12 protein-coding genes and 1 pseudogene are annotated in these 18675 nt (G+C 49.2%); all 13 read right to left on the bottom strand.

Going from position 1 to position 18675, the window contains the following annotated elements; translation table 11 throughout:
• Window positions 1-1193, bottom strand: a 1193-nt coding sequence (locus tag AXE77_RS05045) for a Maf family nucleotide pyrophosphatase (protein WP_240612659.1), incomplete at its 3' end; no start/stop codon positions are given.
• Window positions 1194-1223: 30 nt separating this feature from the next.
• Window positions 1224-2327 (bottom strand): homoserine kinase, encoded by a 1104-nt coding sequence (locus AXE77_RS05040; protein ID WP_116712411.1) that lies wholly within the window; start codon window positions 2325-2327, stop codon window positions 1224-1226.
• Window positions 2328-2454: 127 nt separating this feature from the next.
• The gene (locus tag AXE77_RS05035; RefSeq protein WP_116712410.1) at window positions 2455-3813 is read right to left on the bottom strand and encodes a homoserine dehydrogenase; all 1359 of its coding nucleotides are present in this window, start codon (window positions 3811-3813) and stop codon (window positions 2455-2457) included.
• 97 nt (window positions 3814-3910) lie between these two features.
• On the bottom strand, window positions 3911-4903 hold the full coding sequence (locus AXE77_RS05030; protein ID WP_116712409.1) for a CPBP family intramembrane glutamic endopeptidase: 993 nt from the start codon (window positions 4901-4903) through the stop codon (window positions 3911-3913).
• A gap of 120 nt (window positions 4904-5023) precedes the next feature.
• Window positions 5024-6166, bottom strand: a complete 1143-nt coding sequence (locus AXE77_RS05025; protein WP_116712408.1) for a D-alanine--D-alanine ligase family protein — start codon at window positions 6164-6166, stop codon at window positions 5024-5026.
• Between the two features lie 158 nt (window positions 6167-6324).
• Window positions 6325-7320 carry an NAD(P)H-dependent glycerol-3-phosphate dehydrogenase gene (locus AXE77_RS05020; protein WP_116712407.1) on the bottom strand — a complete coding sequence of 332 codons (996 nt, stop codon included), beginning with the start codon at window positions 7318-7320 and terminating at the stop codon, window positions 6325-6327.
• A 186-nt stretch (window positions 7321-7506) separates the two neighbouring features.
• Window positions 7507-8427, bottom strand: a complete 921-nt coding sequence (locus AXE77_RS05015; RefSeq protein ID WP_116712406.1) for a lysophospholipid acyltransferase family protein — start codon at window positions 8425-8427, stop codon at window positions 7507-7509.
• A 253-nt stretch (window positions 8428-8680) separates the two neighbouring features.
• Window positions 8681-9553, bottom strand: coding sequence for an anchored repeat-type ABC transporter permease subunit (locus AXE77_RS05010; RefSeq protein ID WP_116712405.1), 873 nt, complete (start codon window positions 9551-9553; stop codon window positions 8681-8683).
• A gap of 14 nt (window positions 9554-9567) precedes the next feature.
• Window positions 9568-10356, bottom strand: coding sequence for an anchored repeat-type ABC transporter ATP-binding subunit (locus AXE77_RS05005; RefSeq protein WP_116712404.1), 789 nt, complete (start codon window positions 10354-10356; stop codon window positions 9568-9570).
• Window positions 10357-10387: 31 nt separating this feature from the next.
• Window positions 10388-12193 (bottom strand): anchored repeat ABC transporter, substrate-binding protein, encoded by a 1806-nt coding sequence (locus tag AXE77_RS05000; protein ID WP_430886654.1) that lies wholly within the window; start codon window positions 12191-12193, stop codon window positions 10388-10390.
• 77 nt (window positions 12194-12270) lie between these two features.
• A complete protein-coding gene (locus tag AXE77_RS04995) occupies window positions 12271-14436 on the bottom strand; it encodes a choice-of-anchor M domain-containing protein (protein ID WP_116712422.1) in 2166 nt (721 codons plus the stop codon).
• Window positions 14437-14451: 15 nt separating this feature from the next.
• Window positions 14452-15720, bottom strand: a complete 1269-nt coding sequence (locus AXE77_RS04990) for a TIGR03773 family transporter-associated surface protein (RefSeq protein ID WP_116712403.1) — start codon at window positions 15718-15720, stop codon at window positions 14452-14454.
• A 989-nt stretch (window positions 15721-16709) separates the two neighbouring features.
• A pseudogene (locus AXE77_RS06965) lies at window positions 16710-18288 on the bottom strand (choice-of-anchor M domain-containing protein); the annotation flags it as partial.
• Between the last annotated feature and the right edge of the window lie 387 nt (window positions 18289-18675).

The following is an 18675-nucleotide window of genomic DNA, read 5'->3' as shown; positions in this document are numbered from 1 at the left end:
GAAGTAATATTCGCTTCCTCGAAAGACTCGCGCAAAGCACCCTCAATCGCACTTTCGCCGTCGGAAATCGCGCCGCCCGGGATCCCCCAAGTGCCGCCTTCCGCACTCCAAAGCGCGCGATGCTGCATCACAACGTGTGTCACGCGCCCAGTCGACTCATCTCGCCTGGCGAGAAGCACGCCAGCCGCACCGTTATGACCCCAGTGCCTGCGCCCGCAATTGCACTGCACCCAGCCATCTCCCGGCTGATGCACGTTTTCTTTAGGCACCTGTGCGGAAGCTGGATCGTTCTTCGCACCGGCTTCTTCCAAAGTATTCTTATTCCACAAATCCGGCCACGCGTAGCCAAGCTCAGTAACCATCTTGCGAAGCAAAGGCAAGCTGATTCCAAGAACTCCGTGCGGATCGCCTTGAATTTCCTCAATAAAAGCTCCGCCGAAGCCTTCTAACGTAAAGGATCCCGCAACTTCCAGCGGCTCGCCTGTTTCTACGTAAGCACGAATTTCCGCGTCGCTCATGTGCGCAAAAGTTACGCTTGCGTGGCTTGTTTTGCACACGATTTTGCCGGTTTTTGCGTCGATTAAGCAGTGGCCCGTCCACAATTGTCCCGTTTTGCCACTCATTTGCTTGATTCGTTCAAAAGCAATTTCGGGAGTATGCGGCTTTCCATAGCACTCGCCATCTAGTAAGAACATGGAATCGCAGCCAACGATTAGCACATTGTTGCAATCGTTAGAAGATTCATTTAGATGAGCAAAATTGTGAATATCGAAAGTTTTAGTAGGTACAGTTACGCCTGAAAAATCGCGGGTTTGCGCTGTATCTACATTATGCGTTACGTCCGCTTGGGAGTCGCTTGCTAAAGCGTTACTAGTAGTTTCCGCAGCTCCCGTAGTTTCAGCAACTTCCGCTTCCAGCGGATACCCCACAATGCATTCGCCACTAGCGCAGCTGGCCGCATCCGCCACACGCTTCCACGACTCATACACAGCCTGAGCTTTTGCTCGCGCCAAAATCGAAACGCGCTCCTCAGCACTCAACTGCTCAACGCTTGTTTCACGCTCACTGGCAGCATCTCGCAAAGCCGCCGGCTCATCCACTTCACTCACGTGAATCACCGGAATTACGCCAGCCGCTGCCAAAACCGCTCTACGCGAAGGCGACTGTGAAGCCAAAATCAACGAAACTGCCATATCTGCTCCCTTTTTATAACTTCTCACAACCTATTCGCGAGCGACCGTTACGCCAGTCGAATCGACTGGCACGTGAAGCACTCGCCAACCGTCGCGCGCAAGCCACGGCTCCGCAATTTTGTCGATTTGCGCGTTCGCGAGCGCAGCACTTCCGGCATGGAACACAGCTACGCACGATCCCGCTCCAGAAATCGCGGCCGCAAAACCGGCAGCGCGCAACGCTTCCACCAAATCCCACGAATCCTGCATAAGACTTGCGCGATACGGCTGATGAAGCGCATCTTGCGTTGCTGCGAACAGTAATGCGTTGCGAGAAATGTTGGATTTCACAGCTTCTGCACCAAACTCACCAGATGCGCCAAACGAACCAAACGAACCAAACGCAACCGGAAGCATCGCAGCGCGAGAAACGTTAAATATTGCATCCCCGTAAGGCACATTTGCCGGAAGCGCACGTCTCGCAAGTTCCGTAGAAAGCTCGAAATTAGGCACGAAAACTGACACGGAAATATCTTTCGAAACTTCATATCGCACCGTGTGGAAACCTGCAGAAAGCGGCTCCTCTCCACATCCTGCCGCATCTTCTCCAGCCACTCGCACGGAACCCTTACCCTCGCCTACATCAAGCTTCCAACTCATCGTCAATCCGCCAAAAACAGCAGGCGCCACGTTATCCGGATGTCCCTCAATCGCGGCCGCAATCTCAAAAATTGCTTCGCGATTAAGCTCGCCTTCGTGCGTAAAAGTCCAAGCAGCCGCCACCGCAGCCACAATCGCCTCTGCAGAAGACCCCATTCCGCGCGCTTGCGGAATTTGATTATGCGCCTCTAAAGTGAATCGCAAGTTTGGTAACCCAAAAATTTTGCAAGCCTTACGAAAAGTTGATACGACTAAGTGCGTTTCGTCTTTTGGAAGCGTGTCCTCGCCTTCGCCGTGAATAATTACACGCACGTTAGGTAATTTTTCTGCTGCCGAACTATTTTCGTCGGTTTCAGACGCAAAAATTTCATCGTCTAACGTAAAAGTTAAAGAATCCGCGTAATCAAGCGCGATTCCGGCAGTGTCAAAACCCGATCCTAGATTTGCGCTAGTTGCCGGCACTCGCACTGAGACGGTTTTGCAAATCGGTTTCATTTAGCACCTTTTCCGTTTAGCTGGCCCACTTAATAAGCTGGCCTACTTAACAAGCTGGCCTACTTAACAAGCTGGCCTACTTAACAAGCTGGCCTACTTAACGAGCTGGCCTACTTGACAATCTGGCCTACTTAATAATTCGCAAAGCAAGCGGCTTACCTAGCACAACGTCCAGCGATTGCAAATCTTCGCAAATAGCCCGCATCTCAGTGTCTGCACATTCGCGCACAAGCACGCGCACGCTTCCAGGCCCGCCAATTCCGCAGGCAGGGCAATCGCCTTCGCCGCCATTTTGCGCATATTTCGCCTCGCACGCCGAAGCCAAACGCTCTGCTTTCACGCCGTGAGCCGCAAACGCGTCCATAACTTCTCCACACAAAGCAGCCGAAGTGTCTTCCATATTGCAACGCACCACAAAATCGGCGCAAGTTTCTTCACTAGAAGCCGGCACGTAGCTGTTGTACATTGGCACAGCGAAACCGGAGCATTCGCGCACAAGGTTTCGTGCTGCACAAACAACGTCTCCCACAACAGCGCTGGCCGTTGGAGCGCCGCCGGCACCGCGGCCGTAGAACATCAAATCGTCGGCAGCTTTCGCCTTCACAAACACCGCATTAAAACTGCCATGCACCGAAGCCAAAGGATGCTCCGCACTAACAAGCGCCGGATACACGCTAACGCTCACTCCGTCGCCGTCGCCATGTCGCTCAACCGCCGCAAGCAGCTTAATTACGTGATTTTCTGCTCCAGCAGCCGCAATATCTTCAGCAGTGATCGCACTAATTCCCTCAACGGAAACGTCGTCAATACTCACTGGCATTTGGAATGCAAGCGTTGCCAAAATAGCAGCCTTATTCGCCGCGTCCAAGCCTTCCACATCTCCCGTAGGATCCGCTTCAGCGTAACCCTTTTCTTGAGCCGCGCGCAAAGCCGTTGCGAAATCAAGTCCTCGCACTGTCATTTCGTCAAGAATATAGTTGGTAGTGCCGTTTACGATACCAAAAATTTGCGTAATTTCGTCACCAATAAGCGACTCTCGTAACGGACGAACGATAGGAATCGCGCCGGCAACAGCCGCCTCAAAGTACAAGTCAACTCCGTGACTTTTTGCGCACTCGTACAATTCCGGACCAAATTTTGCGAGCAACGCTTTGTTTGCAGTAACCACAGATTTACCGTGGCTCAGCGCGCTTTTTACGAAAGTATGCGCCGGTTCGAGGCCGCCAATCAGCTCGATTACAATATCGACGTCTTCGCGCGCACACAAGGAAGCCGTATCCGTAGTGAGTAGATCGCGATCAATCCACGGAGCGTCTACTTCTTCCGGACGCAAGCAGGCCACGCCGGCAAGTTCGATTACGGCACCAGTTCGGGCGGCAAGCTCCTCTCGCTGCTCAACTATTAGTCGCGCTGTTTGCGAACCGACGGTTCCGGCTCCCAGCAGGCCTACGCGAATAGTTTTGCCGGCAGACTGTTCGTTTGACATAGCAATCTCCTTTGTGTGCTGTGGCGCGACTCTTGTTAGCGCAACTTTTTATAAAATTTCGTTATATAAATTTCGTTATCCGAACCTTATCCGAATACTAAGCGAAAAGCATCATCACATTCATCATGATCGCAATAATCAAAAATGCGATAACGCCAACAGTTCCGTACAACGCTTTCCTACCTTCGCGCTTAGGCAATTCCGCAGGCGCGTCGAAGAACACGAGATACCGGCGGCGACGAACGAGCAAAACTATGCCAATCACCAGCAGAACCAGCATAAACATGCCGTAAATGCCAGCCAGCATAAACCCGGCAGGCAAATTCGTCAGCTCCTGATTTGAAAGTTTATCTATTTCAATCATGTTGCCGCTCGCATCCACCAACTGCTTTTCCAACCACAAAGCAACAACACTTCCTTGGAAATTCACAATCATGTGAAGCAATATGCTGTAGCGCAAACGCGAAGTGCGCACGTACATATAGCCGAAAACAAGCCCAAGTCCGAACGCGTAGAAGAACTGGAAGATATTCATGTGGAATAGCGCAAACGCGAGCGCCGAAAATACGATGGCCCGCTTTTCGCCGTATACGCGCAGTCGCGAAAGTAGCTGCTTTCTAAACAACCATTCTTCCATAATCGGCGCAAGAATCACCACAAACACCATGGTTTCCCACGCACTTCCGGATTCAATAATTTCAGAAACGTGGTTTTCTGCTTTGCCGCCTGTAAGCAATAAAGCGAGCACAATTCCCAACATATTGCCAATGTACATAATTGGTACGCTTGCGGCGAAAAAGCCTCCAAATTGGCGCAATCGCATAGTAAATTGGCGCGTGGCAGCGACGGGGACTTTGCGAATGACAAGCATTGCTATTGGCAGCGCCACCAAGTATTGTGCCACATCCGATACGAGTATGGTCCCTAACGAATTGCTCACTGCTCCTCGTGGCACGAATTGCGAATAGCACATGCCGAGCACGTACGCTACGGCAATCCACACAACTAGTAACAGGCATAATGACATGCCAATAGTTCCTTGGCGTTTTTTCGCCAACACATACGTGTTGTCATGTTGCAGTTCTTGCATACCCGTTCCTTTATATTGTCGTTTTTACTTATTTGCGATTATTCGCGATTTTTCGCGTTTTTTATTTTAAGTTACTTAAAGTTACCTAAGATTACCTAAGATTACCTAAAGTTACTTTTCTTACTTAAGCACGCCTTCAATAAGTTTCGTAATCAAATCGCTGTAGCTTATTCCGGTTGCTTCCCAAGCTTTTGGATACATGGAAATTGGCGTAAATCCAGGCATCGTGTTGATTTCGTTAAGAATTACGCGCCCGTCTTTAGTTACGAAAGAGTCCACGCGACTAAGCCCTCTGCCGTCTGCCGCTTTGAACGCTGCAAGCGCTGTTTTGCGAACGCGCTGCAAAGTTTCTTCCGGCAGATTTGCTGGAACTTCCACGTGCGAAGCCGCAGAATCCATGTATTTGCTGTCAAAATCGTAGAACTGGTCTTCGCCAGCCTCGCGCTTGTCGAGCACAACTTCTCCAGGCCAGCTTGCCTGCGGCTCCTCACCATCGCGAGCCGCAAGAACCGCACACTCGATTTCACGCGCGTCAATTCCCTGCTCTACTAACACTCGCCAATCGTGCTTTGACGCTTCAAAAACGGCTTGCGCCAAAGCTTTAGCGTCGCGCGATTCCACTTTTGTAACGCCAAAGCTAGATCCTGCACGGCTTGGTTTTACAAAAAGCGGATACTCAAGTTTTGCCGCTTCAACTTGCTCAAGAATTTCGTTTGCGTACGCGCCGAAGCGATTTTCCGCGTCGCTTGCAAACTTGCGCGCATCCAGTGCAATTCCAGGAGCCACAGCAATTCCGGCCGCTTTAAAAAGCTGCTTTGCGTAATATTTATCCATGCATGCAGCCGAAGCTAACACTCCGCAACCAACGTATGGAACTTGCATCATCTCAAGCAAGCCTTGCAAAGTGCCATCTTCACCGTTTGGGCCGTGAAGCACTGGGAAAACAGCGTCAATATGACCCAAACTTGTAAGCGTGCCGTCGGCTTCGCGCACCAAAAATCCGTCTGCTCCTTTGGCAGGATCGAGCACCACATCGCGCGTTTCAGCGGTTTTTGTAATTACCGGCAACTCGCCTTCTTCCATGCGGAAGTTGCGCGGGTCTTCGCCACCAACAATCCACTCGCCTTTCTTTGTGATTGCAATTCGCACAATGTCAAAACGATTTTCGTCTACAGCACTGAGCACTCCAGCAGCAGATATGCAAGAAATCGAATGTTCGTCTGCTTTACCGCCATACAAGAACACTACACGCTTTTTCGTCATTTCTTTCCTTTAGCTTATTTTTAATTATTTTGGATTATTTACGATTATTTACGATTATTTACGATTATTTACGCGCGTTACTTTTGCAAACGTTACTTTCGCGCGCTACTTACTTTCACAAACGTTACTTTCGCGCACGTTACCTTTGCAAACGTTACCTATTCTTCGCAAACGTCGTCGTCAAAAAGCATGGCGAGCATGTCTTGGCAGGAGATTCCTTCTTCCAGCACGCGAGCCATTGCACTTGCGAGCGGAGTTGCTACTCCCAAGCGCTTGCCCATTGCCACAACCGCGCTCGTAGTTGGCACGCCTTCTGCCACACCGTTGCTTACGGCGGTTGCTTCTTCAACGCTCATGCCTTTGCCAAGATTTGCACCGAAAGTGTAGTTGCGGCTTAGTGGAGATCCGCAAGTTGCCACTAAATCGCCAAAGCCTGCAAGGCCTGCGAAAGTGCGCGAATCTGCGCCTTCAGCAACGCCCAAAGCCGTCAATTCTGCAAGTCCGCGCGTTTCAATCATAGCTGCAGTGTTTTCGCCGTAACCCGCGCCTCGAGCCATGCCAACTGCGAGCGCAACCACGTTTTTAAGCGAGCCGCACATTTCTACGCCGATTACGTCGGTTGACACAAACGCTTTAAAGTAGCTGTTCGAGCAGGCTTTTGCCACTACTTCTGCCTGAGACTTTTCAGTGCAGGCAACTACTGCTGCAGCCGGATGGCGAGAAGCAACTTCCTTGCTTAAGTTTGGTCCGGAAAGTGCGGCAAAACGGTTGCGCGGCAAATTCAAAGCCTCGCACACAACTTCATCCATGCGTTTGCCGGTGGTGCGCTCAATGCCTTTCATAAGCGAAACAACAATCGCATTTTGCGGAATAAGCCCCACAAACTCAGCTAACGCAACGCGCGCAAACTGTGCCGCAATCGCCACGACTACAATATCCGCGTTTGCAACAGCTTCCGCACGATCCCCCGTTGCTGTCATGTTTTCTGGCAGTTTTTCTACGCTTGGTAGGCGCACACCGTTATGGTGATGGTCGCGAATTCCTTCAACGATTTCCGGCTCTATTGCCCACATCGTCACCTGATTGCCCGCGTCCGCAAGCACTTGTCCAAACGCAGTTCCCCAAGCGCCAGCACCCAACACCGTAACGTTCATGTTTTATGTCCTGCCTTTCGGTTGTGAGTTTTGTAAGCTGCTTTGTAGTTTCGCGATTCCGCAGTTTCGCGATTCCGCAGTTTCGCGATTCCGCAGACTACTTTGCAACTCAATGACTTATAATCACGCTATTACACAATTCTACACACGCCGCTTTACGGGTGTGCCTAAACGTACGACTACGCACTATTGTTGCGTTTGTTGCGCTTGTTGCGTTTCTTGCGTTTCTTCCGTAACTCTTTTCATAAGACGGTAATCAAAATAGCCGGCAGGCGATTTTTCGCCGCGAATTTCTTCCATAATTTGCGTCATGCGCACGCGAATACGTCTCGCTAGCTCGGCGGCAGATTCCAAAGGAGGTAACTCTCCCCAACTTTCGCTTCCTTGTAACAAATCCGAGTAGTCAAGTTGCGTATCGTAGCACATTACAATGTTTTTCTTCGGCCACGGCCACCAGTGGTTAATGCTTGCAGCCCCCCACACAACCGCGCAAAATAGCGGAATCTGGTGTCCTAGTCTGCGCGAAGCTTCGAGCGCAATCACGCCCACACCTGGCTTCATGCTCATAGGCCATTTTTGCGGATCTCTGGTAACTGTTCCTTCTGGCCACACGCTCAGCGGTCTGCCACTTGTGAGGATTTTGATTGATTCTTCCTCGATTTCGCGAGCTTTTCCGCTTCTACGTGGCACCGGTTGCATACCTACGAGCTGGAACCACTTGCCTAAGATTGGCCAGTTGGCAAGTTCTGCTTTCGCCATGTAGCGCGGACGTCGGCCTTGGTGGAATAGTGCTGTCATCGGCACGAATACGTCGAACATGGTTACGTGCGTGCACGCGGTTATGAATACGCCATCTTCTGGAACGTTTTCTAGTCCCCACGCCTTTACTTTTGAGCGCGAGCGCAATACGCGAGACGTTCCTTCAAGCAATCGTTCAGTTGCCTTTGGATTTTGCGCGTTGATTTCCGCTTCGTTTGGTTTGCGCGCTCCCGTTGGGTAGTAGTAGGTTGGGTCAACTAAGTGGTGTTTTGCAGCCAAGCGCTTTACTTGCTCATCGCTGAGTGGTTTTACGGCGCTTCTTGGCGAAGGTTTTCCTTTTGATACCATACGTCTATTGTGCCGCACGCTATAAACCTGCTACAAACCCGCTACAAACCTGCGCTACGTTCTTTTCTTTACACGCTTGTAAAGTAACTGTCACTTTTTAGCGAAATTCCGACATTTTCTGTACACGCTTGTAAAGTAACTGTCACTTTTTAGCGAGATTCCGACATTTTCTGTACACGCCTGTAAAGTAACTGTCACTTTTTAACGAAATTCCGACATTTTCTGTACACGCTTGTAAAGTAACTGTCACTTTTTAGCGAGCTTCCGCTATTTTCTTTACACACGCCTTCGCAATCAGCCCGTGCTTAGGCGAGCAAGCCCACGCAAGCACAAAAAGCGCCGTAGCTACGAGCACAATCGTGCCACCTGTTGCCGTATCAAAGCTCCACGAAATATACATGCCCACAATCGACGACGCGCAACCAATAATCGGCGCAAGTATCATCATTCTCGACAACCTATCCGTAAGCAGTCGCGCAGTTGCAGCAGGCGTCACTAGCAGCGCAAGCACGAGCACGTTTCCAATAATTTGCACGGAAACAACCACAGCAATCGCCACCAAAACGTATAACATGCCGTCGAGCCACGCTACCGGCAGTCCCATTGCGCGCGAAGTCTCGCGATCCATTGACACACACACGAGTTCTTTGTGGAACATGCTCAACAGCGCCAAAATAATCAGCCCCGTAACAGCTACTACTGCAATATCTGAGTCCGGAATGCCTGTAATCGAGCCAAAAAGGAAGGATTCCAAAGAGCCTGCGTAGCCGGAAGCCTTTGAGATTATTACGATTCCGAGTGCGAAAGCAGATACGAAGAATACGCCAATAAACGAGTCTTCGCGAAGCCTGCGGTTTTGGCTAAAGATTGATACGATTAGTGCGGTTGCAACTCCCGCGAGCGCGCCGCCAAATAGCAGATTGCCTTGTAATACGAAGGCGATTGCGAGGCCTGGGAATACGGAGTGAGCTACAGCGTCGCCGATAAATGCCATTCCTCGAAGCACCACGTAGCATCCCACAGCTCCGCAAATTACGCTCGAAAGGCAGGCTACAATAAGCGCTTTTAGTAGGAACCAAAGGTCGGGGTTAGTTAAGTCTTGTATAAATTCGATTGGCGATAACATTTACTTTTCCACCTCTATTTCTTCCCAATTACGCGCTCAACGGCCTGAATAAGCGGATTTTGCGGAGTTACATTGAAGGTTTTCACCCACTGATCAGCACCCAAATTTTGCGGCACATCGTCGCCTACAATACTTCCGTCAAAAAGCATGATTCTTGAGCACGAATTAATCGAGCCGATTATGTCGTGCGAGCTCATAAGAATCGCTTCTCCCGACTTTGCTAAATCCAAAAACAGGCTCGTAAGTAGTTCTTGAGTTGGCATGTCAAGTCCGGTAAACGGTTCGTCAAGTAGTAGCAAGCGAGGCTCTCCGGCAAGTGCGCGCGCAACCAACACGCGCTGCCTTTGCCCGCCGGAAAGCTCACCGATTGTGCGGTCACGAAAATCGGCCATTCCGGTGCGCTCAAGCGAGGCAAGCGCTATCTCGTAATCCTCTTTTTTCGCGCGACGAACGTAACCAATATGCCGAATCCTGCCCATCATCACCACGTCAAGCACGGAAAGCGGAAAATCCCAAGCAATATCGTGACGCTGCGGCACGTAACCCACGTAGGACACGCGCGGGTTCATGCTGCCACCTTCCGTATGAGGCGCGCGCACTTCCAACTTTCCGACGTGCGGAATCAGCCCCATAATCGCACGAAATAGCGTTGTTTTGCCGGCACCGTTTGCACCCAGCAAGCCAACAAATTCGCCGCTATTAATAGTAAAGGAAACGTTTTTCACAACAGCGCGACTTGCGTAGCTTACGCTTAAGTTCTGCGCGTTAATAACAGTACCGTTTTCGCTAATATTTTTATTCATAAGTCACTTCCACTTCAATCTCACTTAAAGCTCACTTCAAGCATTTTGCTAAAGAATCCGCATTCGCCCGCATCATATCCGCGTAAGTTCTAACTTTCGCGTCGAAAGCGTCACCATAAATTGGGCAAACTTTCACATGCGCCTCAGCCGCAAGCTCTTTAAGTACCGACGAACGCGAAATCAAATTCGGCTCCAAAAATACTGCCGGAATCTCCAAATCGCGCAAAATTTGCGAAAGCCTACGCCTGTCTTGCACACTCGGCTCACTCGAAGGATTGATCGTTACAAATCCCGCAATATTTACGCCGTAAGTCTTACCTAAGTAGGCAAAAGCGTCGTGCGTTGTGACTAAATTGCGTCGTTCTTTTGGAATTGACGCAACTTTTTTGCGCATATACGCGTCCACATCCAGCAACTTGTTAATATAGTGGTCCGCGTTGGCGCGATACTTTCGCGCGTTTTTAGGATCCACTTCACAAAGACGATCCGCAATCGTGCGCACATACGCTATGCCGTTTTTTACCGACTGCCACAAATGCGGGTCAATATCGCCGTGAACATGCTTTCCAAGAACCGCTTGCGGAAGTTGATACAACTTTTCGCGAGCCGCACCCAAAAAACGATACCCCTGCTCTGCCGGAATCTCCTTTAGCGCATTCGTCGGCACTTCCACAACCACATCGCGCGGCTGGTAGTACACTCGCTTTGGCGTTGCAGAGCGCTTTTCTTGTAAGGTATCCACTCGGTACATAAATCCATGCGATGCCAGATCGTACGCTAAATCGGCGTGACCTTGATTCAAAACCACGCGCGCGCCGCGCTTTTTGGCTATTTTCTGCGCATTTACGCCAACCGCAAAGCGCATGGTTGCATTCCCTAAACTTGCCACTCGCGCGCCCTGAGCGTCCAAAATATCCGCGTGCCAGTCAAGCGTGTACTCTCCCGGCTTGCTAAAAGCCCAACTTAAGTGCGTGTGTGCGTCAGCCGGCAAATCCACGTGATCGTCGTCGCTAATTCCGTTCGCTGAATTTACGTAAGTTTCAACGCTTCCGAAAGTGCCTGTAAGGTAAGCAAATAACGCTCCTGGGCCACTCACTTTTGTTGCAGTTAAGCGGATTCTGTCGGAACGCTTCATGCTGTACGCATTCGGTTTCATCACGCTTGCGCGTCCTTCTTTCGTCACAGTAGAAGGCGCGTTTGATTGGGAAGATTGCGAGTTCTGGGAAGATTGCGAGTTCTGGGAAGGTTGTGCGTCTTGAGAAGGTGAAGATTGCGATTTTTCAGAAGATTTTTCAGAAGATTTTCCAGAAGATTGTGCATTTTCAGCTTCAGTTCCCACCTGCGCAGCCATACGCTCCGTAGCAAGCCCAAGCCAAATCGTATCCAGCGACACGTCTTCAACCATCGGAATAATATCCGCCGCATGCTTCACGCTTTCTTCCGCAAGCTCAACGTTCGGCACACCTTTTCGCAAGTTCGCGTCCAAAGCGGTAATCACACCGTGTTCCTCAAGCATCATGTAGTTACTGAAAGCCACATCCGCATACACAACATCGCGAATTGAGCGCAATCGCGGCTCGTAGGAGTGTGGATCTGCATTATCCGGCACAATTGCACTTACGTTCGCAGCGTCACCCGCAACATTTGCCACCATATCGCGCAAGACGCCGGTAGTAGTAACTACGTTTATGCGCCCGTCGCGATGACCTGCGCTATTGCCGCCATGCACAGTTCCACACGCGCCAAGTGGTAGAGTAAGCGCGACTACGGCACACGCTGCAACCACCGCTACGAATTTTTTCCGCAATATTTTGGGCTGAAAAATCACCCTTTTCATTCTCCTATTTCACACTTCTACTATTGTTAAGTAGCGCAATTAGTAACGCAATTAGTAACGCAAACTAACAGCGCAAACTAGTAACGCAGCAACCAATTCAAGTTGATAAACCCGCATTTGTAGAGATACCAAATTCCAGCACCAGAAACGCCAAGAATTGCAAGTATGCCTCCTGCAAGTAACGAATACGCTACAGCAGGATTGTTTTGGAATAGGCCAGCAATACCCGTTGCTTCTTCATCTACAACTTCGAGTCCTCTGCTCAATTTTTGTCGGTACAGGCTTGGAGAGAGCTTGTTTCTGCTGATTTTTGGCGTAAGTTTGCTGCGTTTCATTGAAGACGTCGGCAGACTTTTTCCACTGTGGGAACCACTTCCGCCAAAGCTCCTACGGCTTAAACTTCCGCCGCCAAATCCGCCGCCAAATCCGCTGTTCCCGCCATTGTTACCACTGTTTGAATACGGCTTTTGTGGTCCATTAGACGGCTTAGGAACGCGAGGATTCTTCTTAGGTAAAGGTGCTGGATCTTTCTGATTGTTCTTTCCTATCGCCGCGCAAGACATTGGCGTTTCTTCAGGATCCACTCCTACCGCAACGTGAATAGCTTTTTGCACTGTTGATTCACCATCGGAGGCTTCAAAATGAAGCGTGTAATATCCTGGCTCGCTAAAGTCCCAGTTTGCGTGCGCATGCGTATTTGCTGGTATCGTGTAGTCGGTTGCACCTTGTGTTGAGAAAATCTCCTGATCTCCTCCGCCGAGGCCACCAAACATCCAAACTCGCACATCTCCAGGCCCGTCAACGCTTGTCAGACTTAATTGCGTAGGCTTGTGTGGATTCATGGATTGATTATTCCAGCCCATCCACGGCACACCGTCAATTTGCGTTTGTGGTATGCGGTACACGCCTTGAGTTTTTCCAGCTTCGCCTACTGCAAACACGACGGTATCCGGGTCTCTAAATACGTGGCTTCCTGTCACATCTTCTTGCACAGCCATGTCAATATTGTTGGCATCGTCGTTATAAACAGCAACGTCCACATGCCCGTGATCTATTACCAGCTTGTCGCCATCAATATCTTTGAATAGCGTGCACTGCTTCTCGTTGGATTTCTTTTCTTTGTTTCCTTGAGGATCAGCCTTCCCAAGCTTGTTTTTCAATCCTTGATCCGGCTTAGCACCAGGCCACGGTGTTACATACACCGTATTGTTGTTGCCGTTGATAAAGAAGGCTCCGTTACTTTGTTGCAATTTAATGCTGTTATCGTCACCTTCCGCATCTTCATCCTCATCAGAATTTTCGTCATCTTCTTCACCATCACTGCCATCTCCATCGTCGCCGTCGAAAGACGGACCGTCATAGTCGGCAAAGTCACCAATCGTCACATCGTGATTGGTTACGTGGAAAGTGTAAATCTGCTCAGCACTTTGCTTCTCGTCACCAACGGTAGCAGTAGCCTTCATTTTTAACTTGTACACACCAGGACGGTTAAAAGACCAATACATGTGCTCGTGTTTACCTTTAGTATCAGTAATATCCACATCTTTCGGCCAGCCATCCGCAGAGCCGAGCATTTTCTCATAATCGTCACCGCTGCGAGTGTACATAAAAACTTCGCCATTGTGAGGTGCTTCGATACCAGTTAATGACAGTTTGACTGTTGGATTAACTGAAGTAGAACCAGCTCCCTCATATAACGGTCTAGTATCTAAACCAGGCCACAAAGCGCCAGTCTTCCCGGCTCCCGACTGATCAAAGAACCAGACCACACCTTCGCGAGTTGTTGCGTAGATTTCTTTTATTACCGGATTGTCCTCATCTTTAGAAAGTTGCATGATATTTTTAGATCCGACTTCAAAAATAAGTCGATTCGTATCGTAACGAGTGCCAGTATGATCTTCACTTTCAAACGCATCGCCTAAAGTGCCTAATACCATGCGCTTATTCTGAGTATCAAAGAAAGTTGCAAAAACGTCACTATGACCTTTATACGCGTGGCACATTGCAGCTTTACTATCAGCCGCAGGTTGCGAAGCAGTATGCTCCAAACTAGCAGCTGCACACGCTTCAAAATTGGCTTTCTTTATGGCGGTAAAATCTTTAGTTTTCTGCTGCTTACCGCTTACTGCAGTGATGTTGCCGTTTTCGTCAGCAAAAGCCGCGGGAGCTCCCATCACCATACCGCACAAGCACACGCCCACCAATAAAGCGCGAGATAATTTCTTTATAGTATTACGCATCATCATCACCAAAATTTCTTATTTCCATTGAGAAGAATCAAAGCCGGAAGAATCAAACTGAGAAGCGCCAGATTCAGTAGTATGAGTATCAATTGGCGCCATTACTGTAGTTTCTTGTCCACTCACTAAATTAGACAAATTGTTGTCTTCGTTAATAGTTTGTACCATTTGTACCGGCTGCGTTTGCTGTACCGGCTGCGTTTGTTGTGCCGCTCGCACCGTCTGCACTGATTGCATCGGCTGTACCGACTGCTGCCCGTTGTGCTGCTCCGCCAACGCCTGCTGACGAGCTTTCCTACTTTTTACTACGGCAAAACCTACGAAAGCCACAATAATAATGGCAACAATTGCTACCATAATTCCCACGAGCTGAAGTAACCCGGAAGTAGTATCCGCGTTGCGCGCAGCTTGTTTGTGAACGTTGCGCGACGCAGCGTGCGCACGATCGCCACCGTCAGTATTTTCTTCAGTTCCGTCGGCACCAGCATTATCTGCGTCATTGTCGTCCGCATTTCCTTCATCCGACTGGTCTCCACCGTCTGTAGCAGCACCCAAAGCAGCTTGCGGATCAGTGCTATCTCCCACAGCAAAGTTCAGTACGCGAGTATCGCTTACCGCGCGTCCGTTCTTAAGTTTTCCAGAAAACGTGAGCTTAACGTGGTACACGCCCGGCTTTGAAAATACCCAATTCACATGCGTGTGCGCGTTAGTTTCGATCCACGTATTTTGCGGATATCCTTTGGTGCTGTCCCAAAGTTGTTGCGGATTATTATTGCCGTTTTCTAAATAAACGTGCAATTTTCCGGGACCACTCACCCCATCGAGTGAGAGGTTTGCGCCACGATCGAGTTCGTTTAATACGCCACCTTCTTGCGTGTTCCAGCCGAGCCATGGCACGTCAGGATTCTGCGTTTGCGGAATCACATACAGCTTCGTCCCTGGTTTTTCACCAATAAAACTGTATGCCGCGTCGTTTGGCATAGGAACTATTGCGTTGTTTGCTAAGCGGAACACCACGTTTTCAGGATCTCTCCACACTGGTTCGTCGCCGGTGTCGTCGCGAATTTTCATTTTCCACTTGTTGTCGATAAGCGTAGGGCCGAAGTCGGCATGACCAGCCTGAATCATCACCGGCTGGTTGCTTTCCGCAAACGCAACTTTCATTAATGGTGCAGGCAAGCATACTGAAGCAATAATGGTGAGCAGTGACAACATCATTGCCGTAAGCGCTTTAGCGTACACATGGCGTCGTTTTTGACTTGATACTGTGTTGTGTGTGAAGTTCATTGTTCTAAGCTTTCTATAAATAATGTTCTTATATGTGCGATTTCTCAATGCGCTAATTTGTGCGAGGTGTTATCAGATCAATTTGGTACGAGGACGAGCAAGTACGCTACACGCGCCTGTTACGGTGCATAATCCAACGCTTGCCGTGCCGGTTGCTGCCGCAACCCACGTAGTACCGTTGTTGTTAGATTCTTGATCTTCCGTCGAGTCGTCTTCTTGTGCTTGCGTATATTCCGTATCGCGCTGCGCTGTAGGTTCTTCGTCGCTATTTGTTTGTTTCGACGCTTCTACAGCTTGACGACTTTCGTTTTCAAATGAACGCACGTTTTTCGAGACTTTTTTCGAAGCCTTTTTAGATTTCGTTGTACGCTTGGCAGCGTTTACTGAACGCTTGTTTTTGTTACCGCTGGTGTTTTCTACGCGCTTAAACGAACCCGACGTTTCCGTATTGTTTTTTGCTGCGTCAGTAGATTTTCCGTTACTATTTTGAGGGAAATTCCTCACGTTTTTGTTGCGACGAAGCTGACGGTTGTTGCGAGCGTTCTGATTGCGAGCGTTGCGGTTGTTGCGATGACGCTTAAGTTTCTTCGACTTGCTGGCAGCATTGCCGAAGAAATTCGGCGTAAAAGTGACACTTCCGTCAGGATTGCCAAACATTCCCGATTTTGTATTCTGTTGCGCTCCCGACTGCGTTAACTTTTGCTCACTCTGGTTTTTATTAAAACCGTTGTCTCCTGCATTATTTGCCGTCGCAAAACCACCAGCAAAACCACCGGCAAACCCACCAGCAAACCCATTGTTGGAAACGCTAGCGAAAAGATTGTGCACAAACCCGCGATTTGCAGCATCAGCATCGTTAACGCGTGCACGCCTTCCTCTCACACTTCTATGTACGCTTCTACGCTTCTTAAGGCGACGCTTACTTGAGTGACGCGCGTCTTCTTCCGAATCAGGATCGTGAACTTGTTTCTCAGCAGCCTCTTGTCCGTTATGTTTGACGCCACCCATCTCAATAACGTAATCGCAAAACTCGTCGAATTTACTATTGCGATACAATTCACCATTCTTCAAAACCAGGGAAGGACGAATCGTAGCACCGTCCATAGAAGCGTCAAGTTTTAGCTCCAACCTGCTGCTAACAGCTCCAGGGATGCGCTTGAACTCGCTTTCCCCTTCCTTTTTCATCAACCACACATAGTCCTTAACAATGGAAGTTACTGGACTTGTCGGATCGTCAATTGGCGCACCGGTAATACCGTCGGTTGCAACGTGCGGGTTAAGTAGCGCTGTTTTCGCGCGTAAAGTATCCCCTGGTTTAAAACGCTTATACGGAGCGATTGCTTTTACAACGGGGCGTCCGTCGGCACCGTGATCTTCAACGGCGATGGTTGCAGACGCAGTATCTTTGCCAACTTGCGTTTCACCTTCAGTTGCGTGAGCATACACCTTCATTTTGTTCATTGCAGGCTCAGCTGGAAGCTGCAATCTCTCAGCAAAAAGAGTGGTTCCATACGCGTCAGGACCTTCGTCAGCGCGCACATATCGCCACTCAATGCGAGCGCCTTTTGGCCTGTTTACCACCTTCAAATCGAGGCCACCATAACCTTCGTATGAATGATAATGCGGATGCGGTCCGGAATCGCGAATATTGCCGATGCGCATATCGCCGCCATCGTCTTTATCCGTGTCTTTATGTTCTTCGGAAGCTTTGTGCGCTTCTTCATCATCGTCAGGATTAATAGAATCACCGCGACGATGCAAACCAAGCGTTTCCGAAAGGCCAGAAGTAGGAACTTCGCCGGAATATGTGTCTTCTACTTCAAAAGTGTATTCTGCAGGCTCGGTTGTGATCTGCTTTTTAGTGTTCTTATTTGTAATAGTTGCTGCTACTTTTAGCTTATAAACGCCAGGTTGCGTAAATCCCCAGTTTGCATGCACATGCCCAGCAGTATGTTGATGAATCACACCAGGTAGCATAAATCGGCTACCTTCAGTATCAGGTTCGTCGTCTAAATCGTTCTCTTCAAACGATAATTTCTTCGAAGTTTTTCCAGCTCCCTCGGTAGTCCAAAGCAGAATACGCCCGTTCATTGGTCCAGTAACTTGCTGAATTGCAATATCTGCTGTTGCTTCATCTGCGTGAGATGCACCAACTAAAGTTGCAGCATAACCTGTATCCCAACCCGGGAAGAGAGGATTTCCATTTTGATTTCCGGAACTATCAAGATAGTAGTATTCAGTAGCGAGAGCAGGAAGTTGCGATTTTGTGGTATACGTACTTTTTGCTACGCGTAAAGTAGTGTTTTCAGGCTTTAAGAAAGTGGCAGCGTCTTTTTCGACGGCCATAATGAATTTACCATTGTATTGAATTGGATAAAATACGTCCGTATGACCGTGACTTAGCACTTCTTTTTTCGTAGGATCGTATTTTTCGCTAGGATTTCCACCTTCTGATGCGTACGCTGTCATTGCTGCGCCAAAACCAGACGCTAACACCGCAAACGCAAGTATGGCAACGCCTGCCATCGCAAAAGCACGTTTCGCAATATTTTTAATGACCTGAGTCATAATTATTATTTCGCTCTCTACACTTCATCTTCTTAAATTCATCGACCTACGCTCTTCTTTCGCAGACGATTACTGAAGATATTTTTATAACGTGTATCAATAATAATAATGATTCTCATTAATAGCAAGTCGACACTCCGCGCAAACTCGTCGGGGTTATAGGCCAAAACTGTGTAAAAAAAATCATGTCTCGCGTATTGCAATACAAGCGTTTTTTCGTTACTGGTGCAGATTGCGCGCTGCGTTATGGTCTCTTAATCCTGTTCTTCGGACCCGCGTGCAGTCGGAGCGCTGCGTTAGGGTCTCTTAATCACGTTCTTCGGACCCGCGTGCAGTTGGCAGCGCTCATAAAACACAGCCAAATTCCCAATGAACAACCACGCGAAT

Source organism: Gardnerella massiliensis (assembly GCF_003408845.1).
In the GTDB taxonomy this organism is placed as follows: domain Bacteria; phylum Actinomycetota; class Actinomycetes; order Actinomycetales; family Bifidobacteriaceae; genus Bifidobacterium; species Bifidobacterium vaginale_H.
Note: the sequence above shows the minus strand (reverse complement) of the source record. Positions and strands in the feature narration are given on the sequence as shown.

Coding starts and splice junctions, on each gene's coding strand:
- AXE77_RS05040 (WP_116712411.1), bottom strand. CDS start 2,327: ATGAAACCGATTTGCAAAACCGTCTCAGTGCGAGTGCCGGCAACTAGC.
- AXE77_RS05035 (WP_116712410.1), bottom strand. CDS start 3,813: ATGTCAAACGAACAGTCTGCCGGCAAAACTATTCGCGTAGGCCTGCTG.
- AXE77_RS05030 (WP_116712409.1), bottom strand. CDS start 4,903: ATGCAAGAACTGCAACATGACAACACGTATGTGTTGGCGAAAAAACGC.
- AXE77_RS05025 (WP_116712408.1), bottom strand. CDS start 6,166: ATGACGAAAAAGCGTGTAGTGTTCTTGTATGGCGGTAAAGCAGACGAA.
- AXE77_RS05020 (WP_116712407.1), bottom strand. CDS start 7,320: ATGAACGTTACGGTGTTGGGTGCTGGCGCTTGGGGAACTGCGTTTGGA.
- AXE77_RS05015 (WP_116712406.1), bottom strand. CDS start 8,427: ATGGTATCAAAAGGAAAACCTTCGCCAAGAAGCGCCGTAAAACCACTC.
- AXE77_RS05010 (WP_116712405.1), bottom strand. CDS start 9,553: ATGTTATCGCCAATCGAATTTATACAAGACTTAACTAACCCCGACCTT.
- AXE77_RS05005 (WP_116712404.1), bottom strand. CDS start 10,356: ATGAATAAAAATATTAGCGAAAACGGTACTGTTATTAACGCGCAGAAC.
- AXE77_RS05000 (WP_430886654.1), bottom strand. CDS start 12,193: ATGAAAAGGGTGATTTTTCAGCCCAAAATATTGCGGAAAAAATTCGTA.
- AXE77_RS04995 (WP_116712422.1), bottom strand. CDS start 14,436: ATGATGCGTAATACTATAAAGAAATTATCTCGCGCTTTATTGGTGGGC.
- AXE77_RS04990 (WP_116712403.1), bottom strand. CDS start 15,720: ATGAACTTCACACACAACACAGTATCAAGTCAAAAACGACGCCATGTG.